We start from the raw sequence: 19215 nt of genomic DNA, 5'->3' as shown, positions 1-19215 counted from the left end.
CCGAGACATGCCGCGTGACCTCGAAGGGCGGCTGATCCTGGCCTGCCGGTGACCGGGCGCCGTCACGGATGAGGTGTGGGCGTGAGACGCAGGCATGTTCCCCAAGGGTCCTGCACGAAAAGCCCTTCGGCATTCTCGCCGGCGGGCTGACCGGCGTACCGGTACCGCCCGCGCACGTCAGCGAGGTCGTCCGCGTCCGCGTGCAACTCGACCTCCGCGAGGCCCGTCGTTCCCTTGGTTCGCTCGGTCGCGCCAGCGCTGTTCCAGATGTTGCCGGCAAGCTGGTGATGGTAGCCGCCCGATCCAAGGAACAAGGCGCCAGGATAGCGACACATCACGTCGAGGCCGAGCAGGCCGGCATAGAAGCGCTCCGTCGCGTCCAGGTCACCGACCTGAAGGTGGACGTGCCCGACGCACGATCCCGCCGGCATGCCGGCCCAGGGAGCGCGGACGGCGTCGATGAGCCCGGCGCGGTCGAGCCGCTCGTTGCGCATCAAGACGGATCCGTCCTCGGCCGTCCGCCATTCCGAGCTCGGGCGGTCGACGTAGATCTCGATGCCGTTGTTCTCCGGATCGGTCAGGTAGACCGCCTCGCTGACGGAGTGGTCGGCGGCACCCGTGGGCGTGATGCCGCGCCCCTCGGCATGCAGGAGCCAAGCGCCTAGGTCGGCGCGGCGGGGCAACAGGAACGCGGTATGAAACAGCCCCGCCTCCTGGGGTATCCACTGTCGGGCATTCGGATCCCCCCGAAGCACAAGGAGAACCGTGTCGCCCGCGCCAAGCCGCACCGTACCGGGCTCACCTGAGACCGCGTCGAGTCCGATGACGTCCTGGTAGAACCGCGCGAGTGCGCCGAGGTCGTTCACGACGAGGGTCACCGCGCCGATCCGGTAGGGTGCCCCGGCCAGAATAGAATCCGCGACGTCGGTTGCGAGGCTTGGTGCCGGCTCTTCCATGTTTATGCCTCCGAGAACGGCAGGCCCCAGGTCATGACTATGCTGTGGAGCGAGGTTCCGAGACAATAACGCGGTCGACTCGCTAAGGAGCCACATGGCATTCGGTCAAGTGGGAAGGATGCGGGCGGTTTGAAGCGGCGAACCGTGCGGACGACGAACTCGACGGGTTTACCCGGGCGCGGGGAAGGGTCGGGTGGGCCGCCCAACGATTGACTCCACTCCGATGAACGGGGGAGGTCCGACCGCCATTCGCTTCTCGCTTGCCGGAACGACCCGGATCGGTCTCGATCCTTGTCGCCGCACAGGCCGGTGACATGCCTGCGTGGGGCAAGCGTTGCCCCGCAAAGACCTTTGTCAGGTAATCCGCCCGTCGGGCGCTTTCAGAGTTTCGGAGGATAACGGACATGCAGGTGCCTCAAGCCGGGATGCCATGGTGGAGTTGGACCTGGCCCGCCCTGGCCCTGGTGCTTCTTGGGGCGGCGCTCATGACGGAGCCACCTGTCATCCTGCTCGCCGCGGCCGGCATCGTCCTTGTCGCGACAGTGTTCGCGGCGGTTTTCCATGCGGAAGTCGTCGCTCACCGGGTCGGCGAACCTTTCGGCACCCTCGTGCTGGCGCTTGCGGTCACCGTGATCGAGGTCGCGCTCATCGTCTCGGTCATGCTCGGCGGCGGCAGCGGCAAGGCGGAGCTTGCGCGCGACACCGTCTTCGCGGCCGTGATGATCATCTGCAACGGCCTGGTAGGGATGTGCCTGCTCTCAGGGGGCGTCCGGCACAGCGTGCAGGGCTTCCGGCTCCATGGGGCGCTCGCAGCACTCGCGGTTCTCGCTGCCCTCGTCACCCTGACCCTGGTCCTGCCGAACTTCGTGAGTACCGCCGGACCGGTCTTCACGGTGCCCCAGCTCCTGTTCGCCGCAGTGGCCTCCCTCGTCCTCTACGGCTCCTTCGTCTTCGTGCAGACCGTACGACACCGGGACTATTTCCTGCCGGAGGGTGGCACAGGCGACGAGAAAGAGCATGCCGCGCCACCGTCCAGCAGGTTGGCCCTGGCGAGCTTCGGCTTGCTCCTCGTCTGCCTCGCAGGGGTGGTGGGGCTCGCCAAGGTGCTCACGCCCACGCTGGAATGGGGCATCGACGGGCTCGGCATCCCCAAGGCGGTGACCGGCATTGTCATCGCGATGCTCGTCCTCATGCCCGAGGGGCTCGCCGCGGTACGGGCGGCACGTGCCAACCGGCTCCAGACCAGCATGAACCTCGCGCTCGGCTCGGCACTGGCATCCATCGGCCTGACCATCCCAACGGTCGCCTTGGTCTCCGTGCTCACCGGCCAGCCGCTCAGCCTTGGGCTCGGATCCAAGGATCAGGTGCTCCTGGCCCTTACCCTCCTTGTCGCCGTCATCACCCTTGGCACCGGGCGCACGACCGTGCTTCAGGGGATCGTACACCTCGTGATCTTCGCCTCGTTCCTGTTCTTCGCCGTGCTGCCTTGAGGGGCCCGCAGGCGCGGTGGGCTTGGCTTACCTCGGTGGCCCTCTCGGTCGCGCCTGCTGAAGGCTCGGTTCGCGCCTTCGGCAACGTCACCAGCGTGCGAGCAGCACGACCGCTGTCGCTGCGACGGAGGCGACGAGGCAGCCCTCGAACAGCAAGGGTGTGCCGAGTTGCTCCAGCCAGCGTGCCGTGCCCAGCACCAGCAGCATGATGGCGATGGCCATGGCCCGTGCGGCGATGATCCTCATCGAGATCCTCCTCGGTGGGCCACCTCGACTGCGTTCGTCGAAGGGCCCGGACCTGTGCCTGCGCTTGCAGCGACGGCCCTGACATTCCCGTCCATCTCGGCGGAAGTCCATTGTCAGGGTCATTGCAGGACTGGATGCATCACGGCAGCCGGCGCCTACCCGAGCACAAGCCTCGGACCTGACGGTCCGACCTCGGGCCGACCGGCAGTCGGTGGCAGTAGAGGCTGGCACCCGAGATCGGAACGAGGCGGCGGGACCACGAGGACGTCCGGGCCCGCCCTGGACAGGACGTCCTCGGTGACGCTTCCGAAAATCGCCTTCCTCAGACCCGTACGGGCATGCGTGCCAATCACGAGCAAGTCCGTGGGAATGCGCTCGGCGATGCGGGTGATGGCCTCGGGCGGGGAGCCTTCCTCCGTCCGCCTCGACCAATCCCGGTCATCGAAACCGCCGCTCGCGAGAAGCGCCTCGATGTCCTCGGCGGACTTGGAACGGCAAGCCTCGACGTAGCCGTCGATCTGGTCGCGCTCGACCCCGAACCCGGACAGCTTGGACTTTCCCGGTGCCTCGAAGGCATGCAGGACCGTGACGTGCGCGCTGTCCACGAGCTTAAGCTCACCCGCGCTTCCCAGAGCCCGTTTCGACGCATCCGAAAGGTCGACTGGGATCAGGACCCTCTCGTAAGGGGACGCCGCGAAGCGCCTGACCACGAGGACCGGGCATCGAGCGCTTCGGACCAGGTTTCGGACGGTCCGACCTGCATTGCGGGAAGGTCCCCGATGCGAGGAGCCGACCACGATGAGGTCGGCATCATGGTCCTCCGCGGCGTTCAGGATCTCGCTGGAGGGGTTACCTCGGACGACGAGCGGCTCGCACCGGACGCGGTAGAGTTCGGGCACCACGGCCACCTGTTCGACGGTCATGCGCTGGGCCTCGCGAATGTCCTGCGAGGTTTCCCGGCAACCCGGGCCGTCCACGACGTGCATCATGATGACCGTCCCACGGCTCTGCGCGGCGAGGATGCCTGCGCGGCGCACAGCCCTTTGCGAGCGGGGCGAGAAATCGGTGGCGACGAGAATACGCATGGATCCTTCTCCTGAGAGCGCAGATGACGACGAAAGGCTGAATGGCTCGGCACCCCGACCTTCGCTTCCACGCTCGCGCGGGATCGAGCGAAGGCTAGCCGCTATTTTAAGCGGCCAGGAAGCCATCGGGGATTGTCGGGCTGGTTTCTATGAATGGTCATTGACCCCGAGCGGAGAGCGTTCGACGCTGTCCGACTTCGGGGCTTAGCGGCCTGCGACGAGGCGGCCGGCTCTCTGGTTCAAAGGATGACTCGAAATAAACATAGCACTTACTAGATAATCAATCGGAAGGTTTATTCAAGTTTTCGTCCGGGAAGTGGGCTCGGTATTCAGCAGCGGACTAGCCACTCGCCTCCATCGCAGTCCAGGCTGCCTTGTCGCCGGAGCGAACGGCCCCCTCGATGCAGGCGGGCAGGCCCGTGTCGGTCCAGTCGCCGGCGATGAAGAGGTTGCGAAACTCCGTGCGCGTCCGGGGCCGAAGCCGGGCCGCCTCGGGCGTGGGCGCAAAGGTCGCTCGCTTCTCGCGGATGACCTGCCAAGGCGGCGGTATGTCCGACAGGCGGGTCATGTAACGGCCGGTGACGTAGGAGACCTCGGTCCAGATGCGATGCGCGAGTTCCGGTCGGCTCGTGTCGTCCCCGTCCGTCGCGCTGACGGTCACCGAGATTCGATCCGGAAAGGCGAAGATCCAGTCCGACAACCCGTTCACCACACCCGTCAGCCGCGGCATATCGGCAGGGCAGTTCACGGCGAAGTGGATGTTCGCGATCCCCCGATGATCCGTCGGGACCTCCAAACCCGGCACGATGTCGGCCGTCGCCCGGGGAGGAAGCGCGAGGATGACCTGATCCCCAGGCGCCAGCCGCATCGAGCCGTCGCTGAAGACAAGACCCACGACCCGGCCCCCTTCATACGCCAGGCGGTGCAGACGAACGTTGTGACGGACCACTCCCCCTCGCGCCTTCAGGAAGCGCGATGCCGGGTCGACGAAGGCCTCCGACAACCCGCCATGGGCGATGACAGGCCGGCAGGCATGCCCACCCTCGCCGAAGGTCTTGCGCAAAACTTGTGCGGTAAGGGTCGCGTCCGCATCCCTGGGGTCGATGTTCATCGCCGCAAGGAGGACGGGGCGCCAGAGCCGCTCATAGAGTTCACCCTCGCAAGGAAGGACATCCGAGACCTTCGTGCCTGGCCTTGCCGAAAGGAGGCGGAGGATCGATGCGTAATCGGTCGCCCGGGTGTCCGGGACGCGTCGGGCGGGATCGAGGATCCACCACGGCACGCGGCCCTGGTTGAGGCGTAGCGTCCAGCGCTCGCCGGCGGCGAGGTCGATGAAGGGAAACTCCGCGCGCGCATGCACGGCGAGCGCCTCGCGGCCGCCGACGCGATCCAGGAACGCGAATGTCGCCCCGTTGCCCGACAGGACAAGGTGGTTGCCGTTGTCGATGGTCATCCCGAGTTTCGGGTCGTGATAGGACCTGCAACGGCCACCGGCATGGCCCGCGGACTCGTGTACGAGCACCGTGCGCCCGGCTTCCGAGAGACGCACGGCCGCGGCGAGCCCCGACAGCCCCGCGCCCACGACGTGAACGACACCCGTCATCGCGTGTCCCTCCGCTATCGTACGAAGACGTTTCGGAACTGCCAGGGGTCGCTGGTGTCGATATCCTCGGGGAACAGGCCCGGGCGACCGGTCAGCGGCGTCCAGTCAGTGTAGACGCCGATCACGGGGCCGAGATACGGGGTTTGCACTTCGAGGCAGCGGCGGAAGTCCATCTCGTCCGCTTCGACGATGCCGGCCTCCGGGTTCTCCAGGGCCCAGACCATGCCGGCGAGCACCGCCGAGGTCACCTGCAGGCCGGTGGCGTTCTGGTAGGGGGCGATGCGGCGGGTCTCCTCGATGGAAAGCTGCGAGCCGTACCAGTAGGCGTTCTTGGCGTGGCCGTAGAGGAGCACGCCAAGCTCGTCGATGCCGTCCACGATCTCGGTCTCGTCGAGGATGTGGATCGTCTCCTGGACCTTGCCGCCATTGCCGAACATCTCGTGCAGCGAGAGCATCGCGTCGTTGGCGGGGTGGTAGGCGTAGTGGCAGGTCGGCCGATAGGCGGCGCGCTCCCCTTCCAGGACGGTGTAGTAATCCGAGATCGAGACGGCCTCGCTGTGGGTCACGAGGAAGCCGAACTGCGCTTGCGCGGTGGGCGTCCACGAGCGCACGCGTGTGTCGGCGCCGGGCTGGAGCAGGTAGATCGCGCAGCGCGAGCCCTTCTCCTGGTCGTGGGCGTTGTCCGGACGCCAGGTCTCGTGGGTGCCCCAGCCGAGCTCGGCCGGCTGGTTGCCCTCGGAGACGAAGCCTTCCACCGACCAGGCGTTGACGAAGACGTCCTGCGGCTTCGGGGTCTTGGCCCGCTGGGTGTCGCGCTCTGCGATGTGCACGCCCTTCACGCCGACCTCGCGCATGAGGGCGGTCCAGCCGGCACGATCCTTCGGCTCGGGGGTCTTCAGGCCGAGATCGCCGGCAACGTTCAGAAGCGCCTGCTTGACGAACCACGACACCATGCCGGGATTGGCGCCGCAGCACGACACCGCGGTGGTGCCGCCCGGGTTGGCCGTGCGCGCGTCGAGGATCTCCTGGCGGAGCGCGTAGTTGGTGCGGTCGACCTGGCTCCTGTTCTTGTCGAAGTAGAAGCCCGGCCAGGGCTCCGCGACGGTGTCGATGTAGAGGGCGCCGAGCTCGCGGCAGAGCTCCATGATCGCACGCGAGGAGGTATCGACGGACACGTTCACGCAGAAGCCCTGACCGCCGCCCTCGGTGAGGAGGGGCGTCAGGATCTCGCGATAGTTCTCACGGGTGAGCGCCACCTGCTCGAAGCGCAGGCCGTGCTTGTCGGCGAGCGGCTTATGCGCGTCGGAGGGCTCGATGACCGTGAAGCGGGCCTTATCATACTCGAAGTGACGCTCGATCAGCGGGAGCGTGCCGCGCCCGATGGAGCCGAAGCCGATCATGACGATGGGACCGCTGATTCGGCCGTGGACGGGCCATATGGGCTCGGTCATTGTTCTGGTTCCTGTACGTGAGCGAGATTGCGACGGGGCTTGAGCCCCGGCCGAAAGGCCGTCCGCCCTGAGGACGGGAGCGACTTAGGGTGGGTGGGGATCGTCCTGATCGGAACAGGAACGTGGGTCACCCCGACCCGTCCCGGGCCGATGGTCGGATCGTCAGGCAGTCCGCGAAGTCAGCATGCCGTCGCCGGCAGGAAGCTAAACCGGAACTGGCTGCTTACCCCAAGCCAAAGACCGAACTCCGCGGGCTGCGAAGAACTTCGCATGACCTTGTGGTCCGACCGGATGACCATGACGTCGATGGATGACGGCAATCACCGGAAGCGGCCGCCCTGCGCCAATTTGGCGAAGCTGTGCGCTTTCGCCAAGCCACCGTAAACGGCGCCTGGGTAGGACTGAACTGTTCCGGAAATTAACCCTGGAGCGGGCCCCGCCTTGAAAGGCTGGCCAGGCGCCAGGGCTTAGGAGCCTGCTTGCAGGCTGCCCGCACGCCCCAAGAGGCGAATGCTCTGTAAAAGGTTCGACATCGTGGCACGCAGCATAGGCTAAGCCGTACGGGTGTCAACGAACGTCATTCCGTAGTCGGGGTTTCCTGCATCGGAAGGAGCCACGGCAGGCAATTGACAAGCAGGACGACTTCCGGGAGGATCGAAGGATCATGCGCAATTCTTGGCCTCCCCATCGGGACCTGCTTCGGGCAGGGAGACTTATCGCGGGCGAGTAGCCCCGAGCCGGAGGTGCCTGCGTGCACTGACCGCTCGGGGATTGCGTGCTGGCTTACGCCAGGGCCAACCAAAATCATCAAGTATTTCACCGACGGGTAGCAGTCCATACGGCTGGCTTGTTGGCTCACCTGCGTCGTGACCTGCTGTCGGATCAGCGGCGGGCACGTCCTTGCGGGAGAAGAAATCATGGACACTTCCAAGCCCGACCCCACAACCACCTTGGCAACCGGCCCCCGGGACGATTGCGACGGGGAGAGGGCGGCGCAAACTGCGCTCAATGTAGTCCCGCTAGTACGCACCGTAATACCTTTCTCGCGAAGGAATTACTTAAGGCCGCAGTCTGCGCCTGGCGACAATCGGTCTGACGCCACCTGTCTTGGCGAAGACGACGATCCGCCACCAAGCGCAGCTTGATCGCCCCAACTTGGAATACCATTCAGGACTCTATGATCATGTCGCAAAAAATGACGAAGCCGCACATCAAGATGACGAAGGACGACCATGAACGCTTGGCGCGCCTGGCTTCGTTCGCCGCCGACCGCGTGCCCGAGGTTGCCTCCTTCCTTGCCGATGAGGTGGACCGGGCGAAAATCGTCGGCGACAGGGCGTGCGTATCCGGCCTCGTCCAGATGGGGAGCCAGGTCGAGTTCAGGGACGACACGACGGGCAAGGTCCAGACCGTGACACTTGTTTACCCGGGCGAGGCGGACATCGAACAGGGGAGAGTATCCGTTCTGACGCCCATCGGGGCGGCCTTGATCGGATTGACCCTCGGTCAGTCGATGGACTGGTTGACCCGCACGGGAACGGTGAAGCGACTGACGGTCCTTGACGTGAAGGTTCCTGAACTCGTCTGATCGTGGAGATCCGACGCTTGGCAACCACTCCTAAAAACCTGGTCGGGGTGGCAACCAGGCCTTAGCTCTTCATCCGAAGGCGGACCTTTGGCCCGGTGGCACCGTGAACTGAAATGGCGAGATTTGCGGCCCGCAAGTGCACTTCAACCTGGAGCGGTCCCTATTCTCAGCGGATTTGTCTTAACCTCATGAGCGGAATGGGCTGTTTATGGGGTTTTCGGCATTCCACTTCAGGAATTGGGTACGGCACTCTGTCAAAAGGGTCGCATGAGAACGTTCCTGACAGATAGGGGCCTCGCGCGGTTTCGCACATCGGAGAGCGGTGGCGTGCTCGTCATCGTGGCCCTGCTTCTTCCCGTCATGATGGGGTTGAGCGCCGCCGCGATCGACTACGCGTCCCTGGTGATGCGTCGCAACGAGCTTCAACGCGCGGTCGACAGTGCCAGCATCGCCGGGGTCAACCAGTTCAAGCTCGCCAACGCCGATGATGCGACCGCAGAGCAGACCGCCAAGAACATGGCGCAGGCGCAGGCTCGCAACAGCAGCGGCCGAGCCCTTCAGGTGACCGCGACGGTGATCGGCAATCACGCAGGCATGCGGGTGACTGCGTCCGACATCATACCGCTCACCTTCGGCAAGATCCTCAATATGCCGACGGTCGAGGTGGCGGTTCAATCGACGGCCAAACTCGCTGGAACGACCCGGCTCTGCCTTCTGGCGCTCGACCCGGCTGCCGACGGCGCCTTCCGTCTGGAAAGCGCCGCCCGGGTGACGGCCTCCGACTGCTCGCTCTACTCGAACTCGAAGAGCTCCGCCGGCGTCCAAAGCGAGAACATGGCCGTGGCCAAGGCCCTCTCGACATGCTCCAGCGGTGGATACACCGGGTCAGGCGCCAACTTCACGCCGCCGCCAGCCACGAACTGCCCGCCCCTGCGCGATCCCCTGATCGACCGGCAGGGTCCGACCCCCGGATCCTGCATCAACCTTCCTTTCGCCGATCCGAAGAAGCTGGTGGATGGCATCGATGATCCGGCCTACGGCGTGAACGTCGTCAGCGGAGCCACGACCCTCAGCCCGGGGACCTATTGTGGTGGCCTGCACCTCACGAAGAAGGCCGACGTCACCCTACAGCCGGGCATCTACGTCATGAAGGATGGCCCTCTCGTGGTGGACAAGGACGCCTCGCTCAGAGGGGTCAACACCGCGTTCTATTTCACGGGTGCCCGAGGTGGCCTGCTGTTCGATGACAAGAGTTCCGTCAGCCTCACCGCCCCCAAGGACGGCCTCATGGCCGGACTGTTGTTCTTCGAAGATCGACAGGCCCCACCGGCGCCCGTGTCGCTTGCCCCTGCCAGCGGAAAGGGCAAGCCGAAACCGGCTCCCGGCGGCGTCACGGCCCTTCGCGAATACCGAATCATCAGCGACGACGCGCGCACCCTGCTCGGCACCATCTACCTACCCGTCGGCCGCTTGATCATCGACAGCAAAAAGGCCGTCGCCGACCAGTCTGCCTATACGGTGATCATCGCCCGAATGATCAACCTGTACGATGGCCCCAACCTCATGCTGAACGCCCGATATGGTTCCAGTGACGTGCCCGTGCCGACCGGTGTCGGTCCGAGCTCCGCAGATACGATACTGACGCAGTAGAACAGGGGCGTCATTCAACTCGGCGGGCGTCTGCGTATGAGCGAATTGGAGAACTTCCTTCCAGCCCGGCTGTAGTCGCTTTTCCATCGGCGAGCCTGAAGGCAGAAGTTCCCAGGACCTGACAGGGGTCGACACCAACCGCCCGATTTTCACCACTGGCAAGGGACGGCGCACCGGAGATCGGGAGCTTGTATCCAGTCAGCGTCCGTTTCCGGGTGGGGATGGGGGAGACGTTGCCCTTCGCCAGAATCCGAACATGTCTAACCGCGGCGTCTCGCCCTTGGGCTCCACCGCAACGGTCGCCGTGCGACCGGAAACGAGCCGGACCTCGTCGGCGACAGCGTCCAGCTTGATCCGGACGGGAATGCGCTGCGCCAGGCGCACCCAGGCGAAGGTCGGGTTGACGCTGGCCAGCAGGTTGGAGCCGGCGGTTCGCTCGCGGTCCTCGATGCCGCCCGCGAAGCTCTCGACGTGGCCAGTCAGCATCCCTGCCTCGCCCATTAGCCTGATGCTGGCCCGGTCGCCCACGTGGATGCGCGGCAGCTTGGTCTCCTCGAAGTACCCCTCGACCCGCAAGGTGTCGCCGTCGATCAGGGCCATCACGCCGCGGCCCGTCGTGACATAGGTGCCTGGCCGCAGCTCCATGTTGGTGATCCGTCCGTTGACCGAGGCTTTCACTGCGGAACGTTCGAGGTTTAGCTTGGCCAGGTCACGGTCTGCCGTAGCCTGGCCGTAAGCGGCCTTGGCCTCCAGGTCGGCGGCCTGTGCGGCCTCGACCCTCTGCTGGGATGCCGCCGCGTCGCTCAGCTTGAGGTAGCGGGCGTAGTCGGCGGCGGCCTGCGTAGCGGTAGCCTTCTTGCCCTCGACCATCGCTTCTGCTTGGCGAAGCGCGAGGGTGAAGCGCTCCGGATCGATGCGGAACAGCACGTCTCCCCGCTTCACCACCTGGTTGTCCTCGACCATGACCTCGGTGACGAGGCCGGATACGTCGGGAGCGACGCCGACCACGTCGGCGCGCACCCGCCCGTCCCGGGTCCAAGGCGCCTCCATGTAGTAGTCCCAAAGCGCCAGCCCGACGACGATGGCGGCGGCAGCCATGCCGAGGGTGACGAGAAGGCGGAACGAGAGTGCGAGCAATCGAGGCATGGCGGATTCCGGAGGGTCTGGGCAGGGGCGAGGCAGCCAGACAAGCCTGCAATTCAGGAAGTGAGAGGGACCGCGACCGAGACGACGACGCCAAGGAGCACGACGTAGAGGGCGAGGTCGAACAGCGGCCGGTGCCAGACGAAGCGGTAAAAGCCGGTCCAGGCCAGCACCCGCCGCAGGGGAAGGCTGATGACGAAGGCGATCAGCATCCAGGCCGCCAGGCTCGGCACGAAGACGCCGTAGAGGTCGAGTTCACCCGTCATGCCGCGCGCTCCGGTTGCGTGAACGAAGGCAGGGTCGAGAGGTAGGGCCGAGCATCGGGGAACAGCCCACGTCTGATGCCGACGAGGCCCATGAGCGCGGCGCGGCCCGCCGGGGACCCTGCGTCGGCGGAGACCGCGTCGAGCGCTCCGTCGATGGTATCGAGGAGCTCGGGCGGTGGGTCGTCGGCCTTGCCCTCAAAATGACGAGACAGGGCAGCGAGGAGCCGCTCGACCGCCTCCCGCGCCGTGTTCGAGAGTTGCCGGCGGTCGCGTCGCAGTTCCACCACGTTGATGCCGACCCGGACCTCAGCGAGGAGGTCGGCGGTCCATTCCGCATCGTCGGATGGCAGGGCGGCCAGCCGCGGCGCGATCAGCCCGACCCGGTCGAGCATCAAGGCGGCGAGTTCGAGACCGTTCTGAGCGCCCTGGCGCCGGGCTGCCCGGGCGAGGTCGCGACGGTTGACGGACCGCAGGCGCCGCGCCGACCAGCCGGCGCCCACCGAGCGGACGAGGCGGGTAACGACGGCGGCCACCCACATCCCGAGGATGACCGCGACGGACGAGTTGGCAAAGGCAGCGAAGTCCGCGTTGTAGCTGCCCTGGATGGCGATCATGGCCGAGCCGTTGACCGCCGCGCCCATGGCCAGGGGCGCGGTCTTCGGCTGGGCCATGAAGACCCCGCAGAGCAGGAGAGCCGTGGCCAGCGCCAGGACGAGCATCTCGAACGTGGTCGCGAGGGGCAGAACCGCGAACAGGTAGGCCCCCGCTCCGAGGGCACCCAAGATCGCCGAGTTGGCGAAGCTGACAATGAACGGCGCGGGGTCGTCCTGAGCGGCGAAGAAGCTGCATCCCACCGCCGCCATCATGGGGGCGGCCGAGCCGTGCGGCCAGCCGGTGGCGATCCAGATCGCGCAGGTGACCAGGATGGTGATGAACACGCCCACGGCCGACAGGAGCGCCATACCGTGGTCGCGATGGCGGATCGTCCGTGCCGCGGCGGTGTACCGGAACGTGAGGTCCTCGGTGAGCGGGGTACCGTCCGCGATGTGCCGCTGGAGGATGCGGGCGTCCTGGCGCAGGTCGATGAAGTCGCGCAGGTGCGCCAGGAGACTCGCGAGCACCAGGGCGTCCCAGGAGGGGCGCGCGCCGAGCCCTGGTTCGATGGCGTCCGCTTCGGCCTTCAACCGTTCGGCCTCGGCGCGTTCGGTCGTGCCGGAGGCGAGCCACCCGGCCATGTCGTCGAGGAGGGTGCGCAAGCGCTGCGGCAGGGCCCGTGCGTTTTCCAGCGTTTCGATGCGGTCCGAGACCGCCGAGGCGATGGGCAGGAACATCAGCATGTGCTGGCGCAGGTTCGCCATGGCATCAGCCGAACGCTCCGCGCCCGTCATGTCGTAGCGCAGCGGCGTCGCCAAGGTGTCGAACGCGACCGCGTCCGAGGCCAGCTTCAGCCGGGTCGCCTGCGTGTCCGCCCCCGTGCGGGCACCTCCAAGGACGCCGATGACCCAGCCGCGCGCGTCGCGCAGCCACAGGTCGAGCCGGCCGGTGATGACGGGCACCACCGATTGGGGCAGCACCACGGTGTTGACGAGGCCGGCGCAGATGATGCCGAGGGTGATCTCCTCGGCCCGGGCCACGGCCGTGTCGAACATCGTCCCAGGGTCGCCGACGGCCGGGAACCCGATCAGGGCCGCCGTGTAGCCGCTGAGCATCATGAGGTAGCTGCGTGGGGTCCGGTCGAGGAGCGAGAAGTACAGGCAAGTCGCGACCCAGAGTGCGATGGCCAGGGTCAGGAGTTCCGGCGAATTGACGAGGTTTGGTACGAGGGCGACCGTCACCACAGCGCCCAGCAGGGTACCGAGCACCCGATAAAGTGCCTTCGAGCGGGTCGCACCGGCGAGCACCTGGCTGGTGATGTAGACGGTGCCGAGCGCCCAGTAGGGGTTCGGCAGGTCGATCCAGAACGCCAGGAACAGGGCCAGCATGCCGGCCCCAAAGGTCTTCAACGAGAAGGCCCAGTCGCGCCAGCCTGGAAGGGTCATTCGGCTGCCTCCTCGGGTGTTACCTCTGTTCGCAGGCCATCGGCGTCCAAGGGCTCGCGCCCGTGGTTCTGGATGGCCGTGAACACCCGCATGCTGGCTTCGAGGTCGCCGGCGCACACATCGGCGAACACCGTCTCCCGCAACCGTGTGAGATCGGCCTCCATCTTTGTGACGACCTTCTTGCCGGCCGTCGTGAGGCTGAGCACCTTGGCGCGGCGGTCGAGCGGATCTTCCTTGCGCAGGACCAAGCCCACCTTCTCCAACTGGTCGAGGAGGCGGACGAGCGACGGACCCTCGATCCCTACCGCCTCGGCCAAGGCGTTCTGGCGTGGATCTCCATCCATGCGCCCGATCAGCACCAGCGGCAGCGCGGTCGCATCCGAGATCCCATGCAACTCCGCCGCCGCATTGGCGACGCGCCGCCATTGTCTCCCCGCAAGGAGTAGGGCGTGCGTGTAGTCCCGATGCAGCTGGCGCAGGTCCTTTGTGGCCACGTAACCGCTCCCGTGCAGATGTGGAGGGAACGCACCGCCCCAGATCGCGTTCTAACAGATAGCTGGCTATTTATTATGATACAATGCATATCGCGGCACGGTAGGCGCTTTCCCCGACATCCCCGTCCGCGCCGAGGTGGACGCTAAATTCATATCTACACGGAGCGTTGACCTGATTCTGCTCGCGATCAGTTGCTCGCCGTGGTTCCCCAGAGCCCAATTCGGCCAACGCGGAATGATGGGGGTTTGCGGTCCTGATCGACCGCTGGCGCGAGGGCCAGTTCGTCACAAGCCGTGCTCGGAAGGACGAAGTTGAACGGTAGGTAGGACACGGGATGTCGAGGCCATGGTACCGCACCATCCGTTCGGACGGCAAGTTGGCCTCGCCGTTGACACCCAGCGACCCCTTCGGCACGCGGCACCCGGTCCGACCAATTGGGGTCACGAACGTCGCATCACGTATTCTGCAACCGGCGCGTAGGTACGGCCCTGCGTCCGGGATCAATCCCGGGCCACGCCGCAGGCTGCTTCGTGCTTCGCCCTTATCGGCTTTGCCTTCGATATCATGCTGCACCCTTACTCCGTATCGAGGAAACGCTGCTTCGCTCCTATCGTGGATAATGACCTCATTAGGGGTTGTCCCGCTGGGACATGCGGCGGATCTGGCGGCAAGCCCGAACCGAAACGCGGATGATAGGCTTGGCTGCTAGCTCAGCGTGGATGGACTTCGGAGATCATCGGCTTGGGCCTGCCGCACGCTGTCCCTCTCGTCGTCCGAGCCTCGGGGCTCTTGTCCTTGCGGGAGTGACGACTGAAAGACGGGGTCGCAATCGACGCCTATTGGCCAAGCGGCTCGTAGGTCTACGCCGCGGCCCTCTCGGCGCGTTCGAGGCTCGGGTTCCTGGGTTTCCAGGCACCGGCGAAAAACACGCTCGGAAGGCTAGCCAAGGTGGGGCTCAGGCTGACAACCTTCTTCGCTGTTATCCGGCATCGAGAGTGCGAAGTGCCTCGTCCTTATCCTGTGACCCTCAGGAAGCTGCCTTGGCCTTATACAGGATAGGGTTTCCGGATAAGGCCTATCGCGGGCGGACCGGCCGTGCGTTGCGAGGATGATTTTGGGGTGCTTCGCTGTTAGCCTGGAAAAGCGCTTTTCGAGCCGCCGTTATCCGGGAACCCGTTTCGCAATTATCGGGGAGTTAGAGAGGCAGAATGCTTCTCTCCTAGTCTGTCCCGATCTTAGAGGTGGAGAACCAGTTGCAGCAGGCGAGGGTGGGGAACGGGATCGGCATTCCAATGGAAAGCGACGCCGACCGCCGGCTTGACGCGGTCGCGGACGTTGCGCTGATCACCCTCGACAGGGGGGGCTTAGTCACGGGATGGCATCCCGGATCGAAGCACGTCAGTGGATGGTCCGAAAACAGTATCATGGGCTGCCATCTCTCGGTTCTGTTCCCGCTGGGAGGGGCGGAAGCGAACTGGCCCGAGCGGATGCTCGCCATCGCGTGCGACACTGGTCGCTACGAGGAGCAAGGCCTGTACCTGGGGGCAGGGGGTACGCCATTCCACGCCAACGTTTTGGTTGTTCCATCGCGCGACGCGGACAGGCGGGTCGTGGGATATACCCTGGCGTTGTGGGCGGTGACCCCGCGCGCCACTGCGGAGGAGGCTTTGCGGACGCGCGAGGCGCACCTACGCTCGATCCTGGAGACCGTGCCGGACGCGATGATCGTGATCGACGAGGCGGCACGGATCCAGTCCTTCAGCGCCACCGCCGTACGGCAGTTCGGCTATGGACCTGATGAGGTCGTCGGCCGAAACGTCAGCATGCTCATGCCGGAGCCTTACCGCACCCACCATGACGGCTACATGGCGCGCTACCTTAGGACGGGGGAACGCCGCATCATCGGCATCGGGCGTGTGGTGGTCGGCCAGCGCAAGGACGGCTCGACTTTCCCGATGGAGTTGGCGGTCGGCGAGATGCGCTCCGAGGGGGCCCGATACTTCACCGGGTTCATCAGGGACCTCACCGAACGCCAGCAGACGGAGACCCGCCTGCAGGAGCTCCAGACCGAGCTCGTGCACATGTCGCGCTTCACCGCACTCGGGGAGATGGCCTCGACGCTTGCCCACGAGATCAACCAGCCGCTCACCGCCATCGCGAGCTACCTCAAGGGTTGCCGGCGCATCCTGGGGCGTATGGAAGGCCCTGAGGTGGCCATGATCGCGGACGCCGTGAACCATGCCGCGGAGCAGGCGCTCCGGGCGGGACAGGTGATCCGCCACCTGCGCGAGTTCGTGTCCCGGGGGGAGGGCGAGCGGCACATCGAAGGCTTGCCCAAGCTTGTCGAGGAGGCCAGCGCGTTGGCCCTGGTCGGGGCGAAGGAGCAAGGCGTGCGTGTCGCGTTCGCCTTCGACCCGGACGCGCCCCTTGTGCTCGCCGACCGCATCCAGATCCAGCAAGTGCTGCTGAACCTCATCCGGAACGCCATCGAGGCCATGCACGACGCGAGCGGCCGCGAGCTCACCGTGTCGACCCATGCCCTGCCGTTGGAGGGATTGGTCGAGATCCGGGTCGCGGACACTGGCAGCGGCATCGCACCCGAGGTCGCCTCTCGGCTTTTCCAGCCCTTCGTGACCACCAAGCCGCAAGGCATGGGTGTGGGTCTTTCGATCTGCCGCACCATCGTGGAGGCGCATGGGGGCAAGATCCGGGTCGAGTCCGAGCCCGGGCAGGGAACCACGTTCAAGCTCACTTTACGAGCAGTCGGCCGGAGGGAGATGCTGGATGTCGAGTGAACCGGTCGTTCACGTCGTGGACGACGACTTGGCGGTCCGTCAGTCGCTTGCCTTCCTCCTTGCCTCGGACGGGTTGCCGGTGAGGCTGCACGAGTCCGCCATCGCCTATCTCGGCGCGGTCACCGAGGGGGTTGGCTGCGTCGTCACCGACGTCCGGATGCCCGGCCTGGACGGCATTGCCTTCCTGCGCCGGCTAAGGGAGAGGGGAGGCGCGCCCCCTGTCATCGTCATGACGGGGCACGCGGACGTGCCACTTGCCGTCGAGGCGATGAAGGAAGGTGCGGTCGACTTCATTGAGAAGCCCTTCGACGACGAGGTCTTCCTCGCCTCGGTACGCTCGGCGCTCACGAAGGCCGGACGCCGCGCCGAGCAGGACGGCCAGGCGAGCGCCACCGTCGCACGCTTGGCCACCCTCACGGAGCGCGAACGCCAAGTGTTGGACGGGCTCGTGGCCGGCAAGTCGAACAAGGTCATCGGCCTCGACCTCGCCCTCAGCCCGCGGACCGTCGAGATCTACCGCGCGAACGTCATGGCCAAGATGCAGGCCGGCAGCCTTTCGGAGCTCGTGCGCATGGCTTTGACGGTGGGGTCCTGACCCAGTGCTAGGCCGACGACACCGGAACGCTTCGGGACATGGCCGGACCGGTCGCAGCGCACCATCGTAGCCGCCCGCTCCACGGGGCCGGGACAAGCCGTTGTATGAACGCCTCGGTCGGGGGACTTAACCTTGGGCTTCGTCGATGGGGCCGGCGGACTCACCATGCCGGTGGCCGAGCGGCGGAGCCGGCGGACGGCAAGCCTAGTACGCGAGGGCGGGCTATCACAGGAGCGCCCCCTTTCGCGGCAGCTCCGTGTGGTCATCCACGAACGCGCAGACGGTGCGGCGCCGGTCGTCGTCGTGAGCTCGACCGGACCTACGAAAGCCTACCCCGGCGGTATCGCATGACGCCCCGTACCTAGCCAGCGTCACCGGGCCCCTGTGCCGACGTTGCCCGGCGCTGCGCCTCCGACCGGAGGAAATCCGACCTTCGGCGCGGACGGGACCTTGGAAGCCGTGGTTCCGTGCATCGGTCCGTCGACTTCCGGGAGGACACAGGGGAATGGCCCGCAACCCGGAGGGCATGCAGATGAGGCGACGGGCTTTGTGCGTCGTAGGACGGTCAGCATACGGGGAGGATTAAGGTGGGTCGGATCGCCCTTGCCAGCCCCGGCCCCAGGGCGGCCCGGAAGTCCCCACCTTACTTGCTCTTGCCACCCTTCTTGCCGAGCTCTGCTTGCGCGGCCGAGGACTTGCGCGGGTTTGACTTGCCCTCGTGGTCGGCCTTGGCGTTGGCCTTCCTGGCAGCCTCACTGCCGTGTCCCTTCTTCTCGGTCATGCCCGCCTCCTAGACGACGGCTGGTAAGGCCCAGGCCGTCGTTCGGTTCCCGCGATAGGCCTCTCGGGTCCCTCAGGCGTGCCTGAGGTCGTCCGGGACCTTACCGCCGTTCTCGGCGAGCTTCTGCAAGACCTGCTTATGCAACCAAACGTTCATGGTGGCAGAGTCCTCCTTGTCGCCCGTGTAGTGCAGCTCGTCAGCGAGCTGCTTGCGGGCCTGCAGGCTGCTGTCGAGGCCGAGCAGCTTCATCAGGTCGACGATGGACCGCTTATAGTCGAGGGTCTGACCGTTCTTCGAGGAAAGGTCGGCGAGCACCTGTCCCACGTCGACGTTCGCCTGGCCCCCACCGGCAGGACCGGTCGCGACGGGCGACGGCGCTCCGGCCATCGAGGGCGCGGCCGCGCCGCTGGCCGATCCGGTCGGCCCACCGGAGCCCTTCGCTGCGGCCGACACGCTCGGCGTCTCCGCGGCGTGCGGGGCCGCTGCCTGGGCGCTGGCGCTGCCGCCGAAGATTTTCGACATGATCGATCCGAAAATGCTCATTCCGTCCTCCACTCGATGGCCCCCTGACGGGCCAGGCGCTCGACAACGGAGTGGTCCGAAAGGCGTTCCAAGGCGGCCACCTGGGCGCGGCAAGCGTGGAGTTGGCGCATTGCGGTGGCGAGGGAGCGAGGGAGCGAGGCGACCAGTGAGCCCGCGGTGGGTCAATGCCCACGCTCGCGAGCGCGCGAACCAGCGAAAGACCGAGGCGGACGAGGACCAAGCAAGGCGGCGGGAGCGCGACTCGCTCGCGCTTCTCGTCGCTGTTGAGGCGACCTGCGGGGCCATCGTGCTCAGGGTGACCGACATCGACGAACCGGGCCCGCGCTCCCGGTCGGGGCAATCCCACCTCCAGCCGTCCGACGGCCTACGATACCCACCAGGCGGACCAGCGCCCGCCACCGCTCCTGCTGGGACCCGACGCGAGCTCGGCGCCGCCGGACCGGGTCGGCGCTGGACGTCGCCCGTCATCGTGTGAGGAAGGGCGCGGTC

The 19215-nt window shown here is 66.2% G+C and carries 16 protein-coding genes; 5 read left to right on the top strand and 11 right to left on the bottom strand.

The window, feature by feature from the left end; translation table 11 throughout:
• Positions 1 to 62: 62 nt before the first annotated feature.
• A complete protein-coding gene (locus tag OF380_RS25760) occupies positions 63 to 956 on the bottom strand; it encodes a VOC family protein (protein WP_264048472.1) in 894 nt (297 codons plus the stop codon).
• Between the two features lie 404 nt (positions 957 to 1360).
• Between OF380_RS25760 and OF380_RS25755 the strand changes: the two genes are divergently transcribed.
• Positions 1361 to 2446: a calcium:proton antiporter gene (locus tag OF380_RS25755; protein ID WP_264048471.1), complete on the top strand. Its 1086-nt coding sequence runs from the start codon at positions 1361 to 1363 to the stop codon at positions 2444 to 2446.
• An 87-nt stretch (positions 2447 to 2533) separates the two neighbouring features.
• Here the strand turns inward: OF380_RS25755 and OF380_RS25750 are convergent, their stop codons facing one another.
• From OF380_RS25750 to OF380_RS25735, 4 genes are all read right to left on the bottom strand, one after another.
• Complete coding sequence (locus tag OF380_RS25750; protein ID WP_264048470.1) at positions 2534 to 2692, bottom strand: hypothetical protein; 159 nt, start codon at positions 2690 to 2692, stop codon at positions 2534 to 2536.
• Between the two features lie 155 nt (positions 2693 to 2847).
• Positions 2848 to 3777, bottom strand: a complete 930-nt coding sequence (locus tag OF380_RS25745) for a universal stress protein (protein ID WP_264048469.1) — start codon at positions 3775 to 3777, stop codon at positions 2848 to 2850.
• 340 nt (positions 3778 to 4117) lie between these two features.
• Positions 4118 to 5380, bottom strand: a complete 1263-nt coding sequence (gene hpnE, locus OF380_RS25740; protein WP_264048468.1) for a hydroxysqualene dehydroxylase HpnE — start codon at positions 5378 to 5380, stop codon at positions 4118 to 4120.
• Positions 5381 to 5394: 14 nt separating this feature from the next.
• Positions 5395 to 6831 carry a homospermidine synthase gene (locus OF380_RS25735; RefSeq protein ID WP_264048467.1) on the bottom strand — a complete coding sequence of 479 codons (1437 nt, stop codon included), beginning with the start codon at positions 6829 to 6831 and terminating at the stop codon, positions 5395 to 5397.
• A 1183-nt stretch (positions 6832 to 8014) separates the two neighbouring features.
• On the opposite strand from OF380_RS25735, the gene rnk reads away from it, so the two are divergent.
• Together rnk and OF380_RS25725 are read left to right on the top strand one after the other, a co-directional pair.
• Positions 8015 to 8419 carry a nucleoside diphosphate kinase regulator gene (gene rnk / locus OF380_RS25730; protein WP_264051491.1) on the top strand — a complete coding sequence of 135 codons (405 nt, stop codon included), beginning with the start codon at positions 8015 to 8017 and terminating at the stop codon, positions 8417 to 8419.
• Between the two features lie 327 nt (positions 8420 to 8746).
• Positions 8747 to 10069 (top strand): TadE/TadG family type IV pilus assembly protein, encoded by a 1323-nt coding sequence (locus OF380_RS25725; RefSeq protein WP_264048466.1) that lies wholly within the window; start codon positions 8747 to 8749, stop codon positions 10067 to 10069.
• Between the two features lie 198 nt (positions 10070 to 10267).
• On the opposite strand, the gene OF380_RS25720 is transcribed toward OF380_RS25725, so the two are convergent.
• The 4 genes from OF380_RS25720 to OF380_RS25705 are packed head-to-tail and all read right to left on the bottom strand — an operon-like array spanning position 10268 to position 14011.
• On the bottom strand, positions 10268 to 11215 hold the full coding sequence (locus tag OF380_RS25720) for an efflux RND transporter periplasmic adaptor subunit (RefSeq protein ID WP_264048465.1): 948 nt from the start codon (positions 11213 to 11215) through the stop codon (positions 10268 to 10270).
• 53 nt (positions 11216 to 11268) lie between these two features.
• Positions 11269 to 11478, bottom strand: a complete 210-nt coding sequence (locus OF380_RS25715) for a DUF1656 domain-containing protein (RefSeq protein ID WP_264048464.1) — start codon at positions 11476 to 11478, stop codon at positions 11269 to 11271.
• Positions 11475 to 13517, bottom strand: a complete 2043-nt coding sequence (locus tag OF380_RS25710) for an FUSC family protein (protein ID WP_264048463.1) — start codon at positions 13515 to 13517, stop codon at positions 11475 to 11477. The genes OF380_RS25715 and OF380_RS25710 overlap by 4 nt, the downstream gene beginning before the upstream one ends.
• A complete protein-coding gene (locus OF380_RS25705; protein ID WP_264048462.1) occupies positions 13514 to 14011 on the bottom strand; it encodes a MarR family winged helix-turn-helix transcriptional regulator in 498 nt (165 codons plus the stop codon). Before OF380_RS25705 ends, OF380_RS25710 begins: the two co-directional genes overlap by 4 nt.
• Positions 14012 to 15304: 1293 nt before the next feature.
• Between OF380_RS25705 and OF380_RS25700 the strand changes: the two genes are divergently transcribed.
• Together OF380_RS25700 and fixJ are read left to right on the top strand one after the other, a co-directional pair.
• The gene (locus tag OF380_RS25700; protein ID WP_264051490.1) at positions 15305 to 16807 is read left to right on the top strand and encodes a PAS domain S-box protein; all 1503 of its coding nucleotides are present in this window, start codon (positions 15305 to 15307) and stop codon (positions 16805 to 16807) included.
• A complete protein-coding gene (gene fixJ / locus OF380_RS25695) occupies positions 16797 to 17402 on the top strand; it encodes a response regulator FixJ (RefSeq protein WP_264048461.1) in 606 nt (201 codons plus the stop codon). The genes OF380_RS25700 and fixJ overlap by 11 nt, the downstream gene beginning before the upstream one ends.
• Before the next feature lie 643 nt (positions 17403 to 18045).
• Here the strand turns inward: fixJ and OF380_RS25690 are convergent.
• Positions 18046 to 18183: a hypothetical protein gene (locus OF380_RS25690; RefSeq protein WP_264048460.1), complete on the bottom strand. Its 138-nt coding sequence runs from the start codon at positions 18181 to 18183 to the stop codon at positions 18046 to 18048.
• Between the two features lie 72 nt (positions 18184 to 18255).
• A complete protein-coding gene (locus tag OF380_RS25685; RefSeq protein WP_264048459.1) occupies positions 18256 to 18726 on the bottom strand; it encodes a DUF3597 domain-containing protein in 471 nt (156 codons plus the stop codon).
• Between the last annotated feature and the right edge of the window lie 489 nt (positions 18727 to 19215).

Source organism: Methylobacterium sp. FF17 (genome assembly GCF_025813715.1).
Taxonomy (GTDB): Bacteria; Pseudomonadota; Alphaproteobacteria; order Rhizobiales; family Beijerinckiaceae; genus Methylobacterium; species Methylobacterium flocculans.
Note: the sequence above shows the minus strand (reverse complement) of the source record. Positions and strands in the feature narration are given on the sequence as shown.